12 protein-coding genes are annotated in these 12,825 nt (G+C 72.6%); 8 read left to right on the top strand and 4 right to left on the bottom strand.

Annotated features, from left to right (window positions below; translation table 11 throughout):
- Positions 1–21: 21 nt before the first annotated feature.
- Entirely contained in the window at positions 22–969 is a 948-nt protein-coding gene (locus BS75_RS01000) for a LysR family transcriptional regulator (RefSeq protein ID WP_034086822.1), read from the bottom strand.
- Between the two features lie 102 nt (positions 970–1,071).
- Between BS75_RS01000 and BS75_RS00995 the strand changes: the two genes are divergently transcribed.
- A complete protein-coding gene (locus BS75_RS00995) occupies positions 1,072–1,965 on the top strand; it encodes an NAD(P)H-binding protein (RefSeq protein WP_034086821.1) in 894 nt (297 codons plus the stop codon).
- A 94-nt stretch (positions 1,966–2,059) separates the two neighbouring features.
- Positions 2,060–2,416 carry a darcynin family protein gene (locus BS75_RS00990; RefSeq protein WP_034092162.1) on the top strand — a complete coding sequence of 119 codons (357 nt, stop codon included), beginning with the start codon at positions 2,060–2,062 and terminating at the stop codon, positions 2,414–2,416.
- A 78-nt stretch (positions 2,417–2,494) separates the two neighbouring features.
- Here BS75_RS00990 and BS75_RS00985 read toward each other — a convergent pair whose 3' ends face one another.
- From BS75_RS00985 to BS75_RS00975, 3 genes are all read right to left on the bottom strand, one after another.
- Complete coding sequence (locus BS75_RS00985; RefSeq protein WP_034086820.1) at positions 2,495–4,774, bottom strand: protein kinase domain-containing protein; 2,280 nt, start codon at positions 4,772–4,774, stop codon at positions 2,495–2,497.
- Between the two features lie 218 nt (positions 4,775–4,992).
- Positions 4,993–5,829, bottom strand: a complete 837-nt coding sequence (locus BS75_RS00980) for an ABC transporter permease (protein ID WP_034086819.1) — start codon at positions 5,827–5,829, stop codon at positions 4,993–4,995.
- The gene (locus tag BS75_RS00975) at positions 5,826–6,845 is read right to left on the bottom strand and encodes an ATP-binding cassette domain-containing protein (RefSeq protein WP_034092161.1); all 1,020 of its coding nucleotides are present in this window, start codon (positions 6,843–6,845) and stop codon (positions 5,826–5,828) included. Before BS75_RS00975 ends, BS75_RS00980 begins: the two co-directional genes overlap by 4 nt.
- A 147-nt stretch (positions 6,846–6,992) precedes the next feature.
- On the opposite strand from BS75_RS00975, the gene BS75_RS00970 reads away from it, so the two are divergent.
- The 6 genes from BS75_RS00970 (at position 6,993) to BS75_RS00945 (ending at position 12,593) form a co-directional block, all read left to right on the top strand.
- The gene (locus tag BS75_RS00970; protein WP_197091881.1) at positions 6,993–7,451 is read left to right on the top strand and encodes a MarR family winged helix-turn-helix transcriptional regulator; all 459 of its coding nucleotides are present in this window, start codon (positions 6,993–6,995) and stop codon (positions 7,449–7,451) included.
- A 22-nt stretch (positions 7,452–7,473) separates the two neighbouring features.
- Complete coding sequence (locus BS75_RS00965) at positions 7,474–8,943, top strand: MFS transporter (RefSeq protein WP_081982024.1); 1,470 nt, start codon at positions 7,474–7,476, stop codon at positions 8,941–8,943.
- 78 nt (positions 8,944–9,021) lie between these two features.
- Complete coding sequence (locus tag BS75_RS00960; protein WP_034086818.1) at positions 9,022–9,783, top strand: GNAT family N-acetyltransferase; 762 nt, start codon at positions 9,022–9,024, stop codon at positions 9,781–9,783.
- Between the two features lie 142 nt (positions 9,784–9,925).
- Positions 9,926–10,399 carry a hypothetical protein gene (locus tag BS75_RS00955; protein WP_034092158.1) on the top strand — a complete coding sequence of 158 codons (474 nt, stop codon included), beginning with the start codon at positions 9,926–9,928 and terminating at the stop codon, positions 10,397–10,399.
- Between the two features lie 308 nt (positions 10,400–10,707).
- On the top strand, positions 10,708–11,700 hold the full coding sequence (locus BS75_RS00950) for an SPFH domain-containing protein (RefSeq protein WP_034086817.1): 993 nt from the start codon (positions 10,708–10,710) through the stop codon (positions 11,698–11,700).
- Positions 11,697–12,593 (top strand): NAD(+)/NADH kinase, encoded by an 897-nt coding sequence (locus BS75_RS00945; protein WP_034086816.1) that lies wholly within the window; start codon positions 11,697–11,699, stop codon positions 12,591–12,593. The genes BS75_RS00950 and BS75_RS00945 overlap by 4 nt, the downstream gene beginning before the upstream one ends.
- Positions 12,594–12,825: the final 232 nt, after the last annotated feature.

Raw genomic sequence — 12,825 nt, 5'->3', positions numbered from 1 at the left:
TCTCGGCAGCCGCCGTCGGTGTCAGCCGCCGTCGGTCGGGCAGAGAGCCCGGCGGACGCTGTCGCGGAGCCAGCGGTGGGCCCCGTCGGCCGTGTGCCGGGGGTGCCAGGCCATGCCGATGGTCAGTGGTGGCAGCGCCAGGGGGATGTCGAGGAGGTGCAGCCCGAGGGCGACGGCGTCGTGGGTGAGGGGCGAGGGAGCGGCGCCGGGGAGTGCGGCGGGTACGAGGCAGACGACGTCGCTGCGGGCGGCGAGGGTCATCGCGGCCAGGTGGCTGGGCAGGACGACGTTGACCCGCCGCTGGAGGTCCTGCTCGGCCAGGGCGGTGTCGACGGGGCCGGTGAACCGGCCGCGGCGGCTGACCGCCACGTGCGCGGCGGCTGCCAGCCGGGCCGCGGTCAGCGGCCCTTCGGTCAGCGGATGGCCGGAGCGGACGGCCGCCACCATCCGGAGGCTGACCAGTTCCTCGACCCGGGTCTCGGGGTCCACGTGGTCGATGGATCCGACCTCCAGGTCGATCCTGCCGTCGCGCAGGGCGGGTCCGGCCTCCAACTCCTCGGCCCGGACCCGGAACGAGACCCCCGGCGCCTCCTGCTGGGCCAGCCGCAGCAGCCCGGGGGCCAGCGCCGCCCCGACCAGGTCGGCGGCCTGGAGGGTGAAGGTGCAGTGCAGGCCGGCGGGGTCGACGCTGGCGCCGGGGCCGAGCAGTGCTCCGAGGCGGGCCACCACCGCGGCGGCCTCCTCGCGCAGGGCCAGGGCGCGCGGCGTGGGCACCATGGTCTGTCCGGCCCGGACCAGCAGCGGGTCCTGGAGGATGCGGCGCAGTCGGGCGAGGGTGCGGCTCATGGCGGCGGGTGAGGTGTGCAGACGCGCGGCGGCGCGGGTGACGCTGTGCTCGGCCAGCAGCGCGTCCAGCGCGATGGCGAGATTGGCGTCGATGATCGGATCCGGGCTGTTCACCAGCATCATTCCATTTCAGTCAATGACTCCTTGCTGATGTTCCCATTGTGGCAACGTGCTGTGCGCTCGCAGGATGGGGGTGTCCCGATCCGCGCGACCTGCGAGGTTTTCATGATTGTCATTACTGCTCCCACCGGTAACATCGGCCGTCAGCTGCTCTCCCGGCTCCTGGAGTCGGCCCCCGCCGCAGGCGAGGAGCTGCGGGTGATCGTCCGCGATCCGGCCCGGCTTCCGGACGCGGCGCGCGGACGCGTCGAGGTGATCACCGGCTCGCACGCGGAGGCCGAGGTCCTCGACCGGGCCTTCGAGGGTGCGGACGCCGTCTTCTGGCTCGTCCCCCCGGACGCCTCGCTGACCCCCGAGGACGCCTACAGCGGTTTCACCCGCCCCGCCGTCAAGGCGCTCGTCGCCCGCGGCGTCGGCCATGTCGTCGGCGTCTCCGCCCTCGGCCGCGGTACCGCGGTGGCCGACCGGGCCGGCCTGGTCACCGCCTCTCTGGCCATGGACGACCTCATCATCGGCGCCGGCGTCGCCTACCGGGCCCTGGCCAACCCGTCCTTCTTCGAGAACCTCCTGGAGGAGTCCGCCTCGATCCGCGAGAAGGGCGTCTTCACCGACGTCGTCGACGCCGACCGCAGGGCCCCCCTCGTCGCCGTCGCCGACATCGCGGCCGCTGCCGCCGGTCTGCTGCTGGACCGCTCGTGGACCGGCGCCGACAGCGTCCCGGTCCTCGGACCGCAGGACCTCTCTCCCAACGACCTGGCCCGGATCATGACCGAGCAGCTGGGCCGCCCGGTCCGCTACGAACGCCAGCCGTTCGACGAACTGCAGAGCACCCTCGTCGGCTACGGCCTCAACGAGGCATTCGTCCAGGGCATCGTCGACATGAAGCGGGCCAAGGACGCGGGCCTCGACGCCGGCGTCGCCCGCACCCCGGACACCGCCTCGCCCACCAGCTTCGAGCAGTGGTGCGCGCAGACCCTCAAGTCCGCCGTCCTCTCCTGAACTCCAGCACCCGGCGCCGGAACACCCGGAACTCCGGGCGCCCGGCCGACCACGACCACCTGCCATCCCTTGGAGACCCCGATTGGAGACCCTGATGCCCACCGAACCGCCGGTCACGGCGTTCATGCTGGTCAAGACCACACCCGAGTGGCTCGCCCTGACCGTCCAGGAACGCGTGGACGCCTTCACCACCCAGGTCCTGCCGGCCATCCGGGCCAGGACCTCCGGCGTCCGGTCACGCTTCTACGACACGGAGTTCTACTCCGCGCGCGTCACCGACGTCTGGGTGTGGGAGGCCGACGACCACCGCGCCTACCAGCTCCTGATCGACGCGCTGCGTGAAACCCCGTTCTGGGACCGCTACTTCGAGGTGGTCGACCTCCTCGTCGGCACCGAGAACGGCTACGCCCGAACCTACGGGCTGGAACCCGTCGCCACCGTCGCCACCTGACCCACCGCCCGGCCGCGCCACCGGGCCTCGAAGGGGTCGGTGACCGACCGCGGTCACCGACCCCTCGGACTCGGCCGCCTAGACCGGCGGCAGGCCGTAGACCTTGTCGCCGTGGACCGCGAAGAGCATCGTTCCGTCGGTGCTGAGGTACCAGTCCTTGTCGGTCTGGCCGTCCTGGAAGTTCCACAACTGGTGCCCCCCGGACTCGGTGAAGGCGTACACCGCGCACGGGTCGGCGTTGGCGCCGACGAAGAGGGTGGACCCGATCGCCACCGCGGGGTCGCCGGTCAGCCCGATCTGCAGCGGCGTCTGCCAGTCCACCGAACCGCTCGCGGCGTCCAGGGCGAACACCAGGTTCCCGGTCACGTCCTGGACGAAGAGCCGATCGCCGACCGCCAGGGGCAGCTGGTAGCTGTCGCCCGAGGGCGCGTTCGCGGTGAACACCTGCCTGCCGCTCGCGAGGTCGAAGCCGAGCAGGGGCGAGCCGCCGATGTAGAGGGTGCCGCCGACGATCAGCGGGTACACCGGCTGACCCGGGTTCGGGTTCGAGAAGTCCTTCGACCACAGCTGCCGACCGTCCGCCGTGCTCCGCACGACCACGTTGCCCTTGTCGTTGGCGTAGACGAGGTAGCCGCCGGAGACCGAGCCGGCGACCTCGTAGTCGGCGGCGGCGTTGCGCTGCTGCGCCCAGCGCAGCGTCCGGGTCTTCAGGTCGATGGCGAGCATGTAGGTCTTGGAGGTGGTCGCCAGGTCGGTGCCGACCATGTAGGCCGTGGTCGAGTCGGCGGCCAGCAGCGTCCCGGGGGAGTACGCGCCGATGGTGTGGAGGTTCCACAGCTGGCCGCCGGTGGCCGGGTCCAGCCCGAACAGGTCGAGCGTTCCCGGGTTGACGCCGATCAGGTAGCCTCCGGCCAGCATCCCGGCGGTGGCGAACATATTGCCGGGAGCGAACTGCGGGCCGGTCCAGAGCACCTTGCCGGTGCGGGCGTCCAGGGCGGTGCTCGCGTCCCCGAAGGCGTACACCTTGCCGCCGGTGGCCAGGACCGGTGCGATCTGCATCCCGCTGCCGGGGAAGGTCCACAGCGGCTGCGGCGGGACGCCCGCGGCCCTGGTGGGGAACCCCCCAGTGGGGGAGGCACTGGCGGATGGCCCGGAGGAGTGGCCGCCGGGGCCCGTGGTGGGGCCGGACGGCTTCGGCTTCGGACCGCCACCGGACTCCAGCGCCAGCGCGGTGCCGCCTCCTGCCACGACCACGCCCAGCACGCCCAGGGCGCCGAACAGTACCTTGCGGCGGGTCGCGGACCCCGCGGCCGGCGGCACCGCCGTCGCCGCCGGTCCGGAGGCGGGCGCTGCCGACGGGGTCCCGAGGCGCACGGTACCGGGGTCGTTCGCGTCGTCCCGGCGGTCGACGGCCGCCACGTCACCGAGGCGCGGGTCCCGCGCGCCCGAGCCGCTGCGCGGCGCGGGCGTCTCCATCTCCATCACCCGGGCCGCGTGCCGGGCGATCCCGGAGGCCACCTGGGCCGGCAGCCAGCTTCCGGCCAGCCGGGTCGGGGTGCCCTCCGGGGCCAGCAGCCGAGCCAGCTGCGCCGGGGTGGGCCGCCGCGCGGGGTCCTTCGCCAGACAGGCGGGCAGGATCTCGGCCAGGCCGGAGGGCAGCCCGGTCAGGTCCGGGTCCTCGTGGACCACCCGGTAGAGCATCGAGGGGGCCGAGTCCTGCCCGAAGGGCCCGCTCCCGGTCGCGGCGAAGACCAGCACGGAGCCCAGGGAGAAGACGTCCCCGGCGGTGCCCACCCCGCGTCCGGTGGCCTGCTCGGGGGACATGAAGCCGGGGGAGCCCACCACCAAGCCGGTGGTGGTGAGGCCTTCGCCGTCGAGCGCGCGGGCTATGCCGAAGTCGATGAGCCGAGGGCCGTCAGCGGCCAGCAGCACATTGGAGGGCTTGAGGTCGCGGTGGATCAGCCCGCTGCCGTGGACGGAGGCGAGCGCCTCGGCGAGGACGGCGCCCAGGGTCCGGACACTGTCCTCGGGCAGCGGCCCGTACTGCGCCACGGCCTCGGCCAGCGAGGGGCCGAGCACGAAGGCGGTGGCCAGCCAGGGGGTCGCCGAGTCGCGGTCGGCGTCGACGACCGGAGCGGTGTAGGCGCCGTCCACGGACTGCGCCGCGGCCACCTCGCGCCGGAAGCGGGTCCGGAACTCCGGGTCCCCGGCGAGGTCGGCGCGGACCACCTTGACGGCCACGGTGCGGCCCCCGGCCGACCGGGCCAGGTACACCCGCCCCATCCCGCCCACGCCGAGCCTGGCCACCAGCCGGTAGGGGCCTATCGTCGATGGGTCGTCATGCTCCAGTGGCTCCACGCCGGTTCCCCCGTCTCGATGGCTGCCTCTCGGCCCGTCCACCCCGGGGGGCGCTGCGGCAGCGGGCGCCAGTGTAGCCAAGCGAGGAGCCGCCTTCGCGTCGGCTTCCGCGCGAGGCCGACCCGGTCCCCGCTCGGCAGCGCCGGTACCGAGTACCCGGCAGCCCAACTGCCCTCCTTCGCACCGGCGTCACCGGTGAGCAGCCGGGCGGCCGGGGCTCAGGTCTTGCGGGTGAACTTGCGGATCGCGATCGGTGCCATGATCACGGTGAGGCCGATGGTCCAGGCGAGGGTCACGGTCAGGCCGTGGGCGATCGGGCCGCCGGTCATCAGGCCACGGGCGGTGTCGGCCAGGCCGGACATCGGGTTGTACTTGGTGAAGCTGTCCAGCCAGCCCGGCATGGAGCTGGTCGGCGCGAAGATCGACGAGCCGAACTGCAGCGGCATCATCACCAGGAAGCCCATCGCCTGCACGGACTGGGCGTTCTTCATGGTCACGCCGAGCACCAGGAAGATCCACATGATGGCGGAGCCGAACAGCGCGGACAGTCCGATGGACGCCAGCAGGCCGCCCCAGTGGCCGTTGACGTGGAAGCCCACCAGCAGCGCGATGATCATGACGACGATGGTGGCGACCAGGAGGCGGAGCAGTTCCACGACGATCTTCGCGACCAGGACGGAGCCCCGGCCTATGGGCAGTGACCGGAAGCGGTCCATGATGCCCTTGTTGAAGTCCTCGTTGAAGCCGGTGCCGACGCCCTGGGCGATGTTCATGCTCATCATCGCGATCATGCCGGGGATCACGTACTGGACGTAGGCGCCCTGGCCGCCGCCGAGCGCCTTGCCGATCGAGCCGCCGAAGACGTAGACGAAGAGCAGCGTGAAGATGACGGGCATCAGGACCGCGTCCATCATGGACTCGGGGTCCTGCTTGATCCACAGCAGGTTGCGGCGGATGAGCGCACTGGTGTGGCGCAGGTGGCCGCGCAGGCCGATCTTCGGGTCGGCCGCGATGGTGATGGTGGGGGCCGTGGGAGAGGCAAGGGTGGCGCTCATACGGCGACCTCCTGGAGTTCGGTCCTGGCGTCCTGGGGGGCGGATGCCTTCTGGCCGGTGAGGGACAGGAACACTTCGTCCAGGCTGGGCAGTTCGGTGGTGATCGAGCCGATGGTCAGGCCGCGCGCGGTGACCGCGCCGACCACGGTGGTCAGCTGCTCGTCGCTGATGATCGGCACGAGGACCTCGTGGGACTCGGTGTCGATGGTGGTGGCGGAGCCGGTCAGCCGCAGCTCGTCCAGGGCGTCGGCCAACGGGCGCAGCTCCTGCGGGTCGGACGGGCGGACCCGCAGGGTGCGGCCGCCGACCTTCGCCTTGAGCTCGTCGGTGCCGCCGTTGGCGATGACCTTGCCGCGGTCGATGATGGTCAGCTCGGAGGCCAGCTGCTCGGCCTCCTCCATGTACTGGGTGGTGAGCAGCACCGTCACACCGTCCCGCACCATGGACTTGACCTCGGTCCACACCTCGTTGCGGGTGCGGGGGTCGAGACCGGTCGTGGGCTCGTCCAGGTACAGGACGTGCGGGCGGCCGATCATCGACGCGGCGAGGTCCAGGCGGCGGCGCATGCCGCCGGAGTAGGTACGGGCCGGGCGGGTCGCGGCCTCGGTGAGCGAGAACCGTTCGAGCAGCGCGTCCGCGCGGGACCGGGCCTCCTTGCGGGACAGGTCGAGCAGCCGGCCGATGAGGTACAGGTTCTCGCGGCCGGAGAGCTTCTCGTCGACCGAGGCGTACTGACCGGTGAGGCCGATCACGCGGCGCAGCTGTCGGGGCTGCTGCACCACGTCGTACCCGGCGACGACGGCCTTGCCGGCGTCCGGAACGATCAGGGTGGACAGGCAGCGGACGAGGGTGGTCTTGCCGGCGCCGTTCGGGCCCAGGACACCGAGGACGGTGCCCTCGTGCACATCCAGGTCCACGCCGTCCAGGGCCTTGGTCTCGCCGAAGTGCTTGACCAGTCCCCGCACGGACACCGCCACCGGGCGGCCGGCTTCGGGGCGCTTGTCGATTTGCTTCATGCCCAGCAGGATGTCAGGCCCCGCTGACACCGTGCTGGCGGCCTCCTCCAGCCGCTGACATATCGCTGACACGGGCGGTTCGGTCGAAGAGGAGAACATAGAAGGTCAGGCTTGCAAGTTCACCTTTGGAAGTCTAGCCTTCTAAAGGTGAACGACATCCAGAAGTCGCCCGAGCGGATCGCGGCGGTCCATGAGACCGCCACCCGGCTGCGGGTGTGCGTCGGGGCTTTCCGGCGCCGCACCCAGGAGGCGGTGTCCGAGGGGGACCTGAGCGTGCCCCAGCTGACGGCGCTGTCGCGGCTGGACCGGCTCGGTCCGTCCACGACCGCGGAGCTGGCCCGGCGCGAGCAGATCACCCCGCAGGCGATGGGGGCCACGGTGGCCGGCCTCGAAAAGCGTGAACTGGTCGTGCGGCAGCCGGACTCCGTCGACGGGCGCCGCATGATCCTGAGCCTGACCCCGGCGGGACAGGCCGCTGTCACCTCGGGCCGCAGCGTCATCGTGGACCGGATCGCCGGCGCGCTGGCCGAGTCGTTCACCGACGAGGAGATCGCGGCCCTCGACACCGCCGCACGGTTGCTGGAACGTCTCGCCGAGCTCCTGTGACCACCAGGTACGGGAGAATCTGATGCCCTCGACCGGGTCCACATCCGGGTCCACCCCTGGGGCCTCGACCGAATCCTCGGCCGGCGCCCCCGCCGCGACGGCGACGCCGCCCGAGAACCCGTTCTCGTGGCGGTTCACCACACCGCTGTTCCTCGGCTCGGCGCTCAACCCCGTCAACAGCTCGTTGATCGCCACCGCGCTGGTGCCGATCGCCCACGGGCTGGGCGTCTCGATCGGGCAGACCGCCGCGCTGGTCACAGCGCTGTACCTGGCCAGCGCGATCGCGCAGCCCACGGCGGGCAAGGCCGCCGAGGTGTTCGGACCGCGACGCGTCTTCCTGACCGGCATCGGGTTGGTCGTCGTCGGCGGACTGGTCGGCGGGTTCGCCCAGAACCTGCTGACGCTGCTGGTCAGCCGGGTGCTGATCGGTCTGGGCACCTCGTGCGCCTATCCGACGGCGATGCTGCTGATCCGCCGACGCGCCCATGACGCGGGCCTGGAGCGGCCCCCGGGCGGGGTGCTGGGCGGTCTGCAGATCGCCGGTATCGCCACCGCCTCCCTCGGCCTGCCGCTGGGTGGCGTGCTGGTGGGCGCGCTGGGCTGGCGGGCGGTGTTCTTCGTCAACGTCCTGGTCGCGCTGGTCGCCCTGGTGGCGACGCTGCTCTGGGTGTCCGCCGACGGCCCGTTGGACCGCACTCGCAGCGCCCGTGACATCGCGGCCGTTCTGGACGTGGTCGGCATCGCCGGCTTCGCCGCCGCGATGATCGCGCTGCTGCTGTTCCTGTTCGGCCTGCCCACCGCGCACTGGTACCTGCTGGCCGTCTCCGTGGCTGTGTGGATCGGCCTGGTGCTGTGGGAGCTGCGCGCCCGGTCCCCGTTCCTCGACTTCCGCCTGCTCGCCGGCAACCGGGCCCTGACCAGTACCTATCTGCGCTACGGACTGGTCCTGCTGTGCGTCTACGTCGTGCTGTACGGCGTCACGCAGTGGGTCCAGGCCGTGCGGGGGCTGTCCGAGACCGAGGCGGGACTGCTGCTGCTCCCCATGACGCTCGTCTCGGGCCTGGTGATCTCACCGATATCGCGGCGCAACCTGGTCCGGGGCCCGGTCATCGCCGCGGCCCTGGCCTGCCTGGTCGGATCGGCCGGAGTGCTCCTGTTCAGCGCGTCGGCCTGGATCGGCTGGGTCGTGGTGGTCACGCTGGTCTTCGGCATCGTCATGGGCACGGCTGCCGCCGGCAACCAGACCGCCCTGTACAGCCAGGCGCCCGCCGAACTGCTCGGCACCGCCTCGGGCCTGCTGCGGACCTTCGGCTACATCGGCTCGATCGCCGCATCCGCGATCACCGGCGTCGTCTTCCACACCAGCGTGTCGGACCACGGCATGCACCTGATTGCCTGGATCATGGTCGGCGTCAGTATCGCCCTGGTCCTGATGACCATCGCCGACCGCACTCTGCGCACCGGGTCCCCCGCCGATCGCCCGAGCCGCTGATCAACCTCCGGCGACGGGGGAGGGCCCGCCGGGAGAAAAGCTGTTGCCTGCGGCAGCGGGGAAGCCGACTATGACGAGGTGTCGGATCTCCTTGAGCGTGTGACCGCCTTCCGCGCCGCTTTCGCCCGCCGCCAGGCCGCTGAAATCGTCGAGCTGCCCGGGGCCTTCGCCGTTCGCGACCCGGACTTCTCCCGCTCCCAGGAGCACAACCAGCTGATCGTCGACACCCCGGACGCCGACCCGGCAGCCCTGCCCGGCCTGGCCGCGCAGGGCCTCGGGACACGTCGGCAGTACCGGATCACGGTGCTCGACGGGGCGCTCGGCGCGCGAGCCACCCCGGTGCTGGCGGCAGTCGGCTACGCCCGGGACACCGAGCTGATCATGGCCCGGGGGACGGCCGGCTGTGCACTGCCCGAACACGCCGCGCACCAGGTCGAGTTGGCCGAGCTGCGAGCGGCGGTGTTCCGGCAGCAGCTGGACTGGAGCCCGGACGAGGAGCTCGCCCGGCAGCTCACCGAGCGCCGCTCCGCCCGGCTGCGCGGCGCCGAGCGGGTGCTCTTCCTGGCCGCCCGGACGCCGGACGGGGAGATCGCGGCCTGGGCCGACCTCTACCTCGATCCCACCGCCGGGCTGGCCCAGTTGGAGGACCTGGTCACCGCCACGCCGCACCGTGGGCAGGGCCACGGCGACACCCTGCTCGCGACCGGCCTGGCATTTGCCGCCGCTGCCGGAATCCCGCAGCTCTTCCTCACCGCGGACGTGAGCGACTGGCCGCGCGAGTGGTACGCCCGCCGCGGCTTCACCGAACTCGGCCGCAACCACTCCTTCCTCAACCGCTGAGGTCTCAACCGCTGACGGCCTCAACCGCTGACGGCCTCGACCGCTGGCGGCGAGGATCCGCCGGTGCGCGCCGCCGAGCACCCTCCCGAGGCGGAACGCCGGACTTGGTAGGGTGACCCACTCGACCGGTGAGGGGAACTCCATGGCGGACGCCTGGCTGTGCAGTGGAATCAACCCGGACGCCCCGGAGGACGTCCACCTCGTGGTGGCCGTGGATCCGGCCGGTCCGGTCGGCGAACGCGCCGTCGCAGGCGTCGCGGTGTGGGGCGCCGAGGTCGACGGCGCGGTGTACATCCTCCAGACCGACGCCTGGGTGGAGCGGGCCCTGCGCGGTGACCGGCTCACCGTCGACGTGATGGCCTACCCGAGACTGCTCTCGTACGCGGACGCCGAGGCTGCGGACTTTCCCGAGCGGCCCCTGACCGATCCGGACGCCGTCCGGCTGCTGCGGGTGGTCACCACGGTGGACCCGGTCGCCTACGGGCAGGCCGGGGAGGAGACGGTGGTCCTCGACGTGCCGGCGGGCAGCTCCGCCGCCGAGGTCGTCGCCGCGATCCAGTCCGGCGAGGACTGGCCGACGATCTACGCTCCGGCGCCCACCGGCGTAGACGAGTAGCAGGCTTGCGGGGGTGCCGCCGGTCGGCCGCTGGGGTGGGGCCGCTGCCGGGCGGTCACCCGCCCGGCAGGGTTCCGGGGCCGGGCTATCGCTGAGACCGGCGGTCCAGGGCGCCCAGTACCGGGAAGGCGGGACCTCGCCCCCGAAGACCCCGGCGCGGTCGTCGTCGGCGGCGCACCGGCGGCGCACCGGCGGCCTCCGGCCCGGTGCCGACCGAGCGCAGGGGGACCGGCCCGGGGGTGTTTGTGTCAGGTTGACGATAAGGAGGGATCCATATATCGTCCGAGTGACGAAAAGGAAGGTGCGACATGGCCGACATCAGTACCCGTTTCGGGCTCCACCACCTGCGGGCGGCGCCCACCTCGCATGTCCGGCACCTGAGTCGGGGTCGGGTCGTCCACGACGGTCCCGGGCTCGCCTTCCGGTTCCGGCCGCTCACCTCGGTGCTCTCCGAAGTCCCCATAGACGACCGCGAACTGGCGATGCTCTTCCACGCCCGCACGGCGGATTTCCAGGATGTCACCGTGCAGGCCGCCGTGACCTTCCGGATCACCGACCCGTCCACCGCCGCCACCCGGCTCGACTTCAGCATCGACCCCGACAGCGGGACCTGGCGCGCGGCGCCGTTGGAGCAGATCGGCACGCTGCTCACCGAGACCGCCCAGCAGCACGCGCTGCACCTGCTCGCCCGGACCACGCTCGCCGAGGCGCTGGCCGACGGCGTCGCCTCGGTGCGGGCGCGGATGGCCGAGGGCCTGGGGGCCGAGCCCCGGCTGAGCGAGACCGGACTTGAGGTGATCGGCGTCCGGGTGGTCGCGCTGCGGCCGGAACCCGAGGTCGAGCGGGCGTTGCGCACCCCGGCCCGCGAACAGATCCAGCAGGAGGCGGACCGGGCGACGTACGAGCGCCGTGCCGTTGCGGTCGAGCGGGAGCGGGCGATCTCCGGCAACGAGCTCGACAGTCGGATCGAACTCGCGCGTCGGGAGGAGCAGTTGGTCGCCCAGCAGGGGGCCAACGCCCGCCGCGAGGCGGAGGAGCAGGCGGCCGCTGCGACCGTGCGCACCGACTCCGAGGCGGGTCGGCGGACGACCCTGGCCACTGCCGAGGCCGAGGCGGTCCGCGTCCTCGGTGCGGCCAACGCCGCCGCCGAGGCGGACCGGCTCGCCGCGCACCAGAGCGTGGAGCCGGCGGTGCTGCACGCGCTGGCCCTGCTGGAACTGGCCGGGAACCTGCCCAAGGTCGAGCAGCTGACGCTGACCCCGGACCTGCTCACCGAGCTGATCGGCAGGTTCGCCCGGTGAGCCTGGCCCCGCGCGCCGTACTCGTCCACCGCCGGACTGAGTACCAAGAGTTGATCGACCGTCATGGAACGCGCGGTCAGGCCGAGTTCTTTCTGAGCAGTCGGGGGCGGGAGATCGGACCGGTGGAGCAGCGGCACCGGTCGGCCGAATCCGCGCTGGCGCTCGCCGCCGCGGCGGTCCCGCCCGACTGGCGGCGGGCCCGGGTGGAGCGCGCCGACCTGTCCCGCTTCCTCTTCGCGCCGGACGACGTGGTCGTGGTCGTCGGCCAGGACGGGCTGGTCGCCAATGTCGCCAAGTACCTCGACGGCCAGCCGGTGGTGGGTATCGACACCGAGCCCGGCCGGAACCCCGGCGTCCTGGTCCGCCACCGGGCCGAGGACGCGGCCGGGCTGCTGCGGGCCTCGGTCGGGTCGGGGGTGGACCGCCGGCTCGACCCGCGCACCATGGTCGAGGCCGTCGCCGACGACGGCCAGCGGCTGCTGGCCCTCAACGAGGTCTATCTCGGCCAGCCGGGCCACCAGACCGCACGCTACCGGCTGGAGGCGGGTTCCGCCGCCGAGTCGCAGGCCAGCTCGGGCGTGCTGGTCGGCACCGGGACCGGGGCCACCGGCTGGTGCCGCTCCGCCTGGCTGGAGCGCGGCAGCGCGCTGCGGCTGCCCGCGCCGACCGTCGCCGGGCTGGCCTGGTTCGTCCGTGAGGCCTGGCCCTCGCCGACCACCGGCACCGCGGTCGTCCAGGGCCTGCTCGCCGAGGACCAGCGACTCTCGCTGACGGTGGAGTCCGACCGGCTGGTCGCCTTCGGCGACGGGGTGGAGACGGACGCACTGGAGCTCACCTGGGGCCAGGTCGTCCGGGTCGGGGTGGCGGAAGCACGGTTGCAGCTGCTGGGCTGAGCCGCTCGGCCCGGTCCGTGCGCCGCTCCGGCCACCCCGGAGGCACCGCCCGCGGCGCCTCGCGGTGTCGGGTCGTCAGATCCGAGGCGGGGCTGGGGCGGTGGCGCCCTGCAACGGCAGTGCCGCCACGGTCGGATGGTCCCGTCCGACCGGACCGAGCCTCGCGCTGCCGCCCGGGGCGCCGATCTCGGCGAAGAACTCGGCGTTCGGCTTGAGGCCGAGCTCACCGGGT

This window comes from Streptacidiphilus albus JL83 (assembly GCF_000744705.1).
GTDB classification, from domain to species: domain Bacteria; phylum Actinomycetota; class Actinomycetes; order Streptomycetales; family Streptomycetaceae; genus Streptacidiphilus; species Streptacidiphilus albus.
The sequence above is the reverse complement of the archived record's forward strand: the minus strand, read 5'-3'. Positions and strand labels throughout refer to the sequence as shown.

What these genes read in the sequence shown, in the direction of transcription:
- BS75_RS01000 (WP_034086822.1), bottom strand. Translation starts at nt 969, where the DNA reads ATGATGCTGGTGAACAGCCCGGATCCGATCATCGACGCCAATCTCGCC.
- BS75_RS00995 (WP_034086821.1), top strand. Translation starts at nt 1,072, where the DNA reads ATGATTGTCATTACTGCTCCCACCGGTAACATCGGCCGTCAGCTGCTC.
- BS75_RS00990 (WP_034092162.1), top strand. Translation starts at nt 2,060, where the DNA reads ATGCCCACCGAACCGCCGGTCACGGCGTTCATGCTGGTCAAGACCACA.
- BS75_RS00980 (WP_034086819.1), bottom strand. Translation starts at nt 5,829, where the DNA reads ATGAGCGCCACCCTTGCCTCTCCCACGGCCCCCACCATCACCATCGCG.
- BS75_RS00975 (WP_034092161.1), bottom strand. Translation starts at nt 6,845, where the DNA reads ATGAAGCAAATCGACAAGCGCCCCGAAGCCGGCCGCCCGGTGGCGGTG.
- BS75_RS00965 (WP_081982024.1), top strand. Translation starts at nt 7,474, where the DNA reads ATGCCCTCGACCGGGTCCACATCCGGGTCCACCCCTGGGGCCTCGACC.
- BS75_RS00955 (WP_034092158.1), top strand. Translation starts at nt 9,926, where the DNA reads ATGGCGGACGCCTGGCTGTGCAGTGGAATCAACCCGGACGCCCCGGAG.
- BS75_RS00950 (WP_034086817.1), top strand. Translation starts at nt 10,708, where the DNA reads ATGGCCGACATCAGTACCCGTTTCGGGCTCCACCACCTGCGGGCGGCG.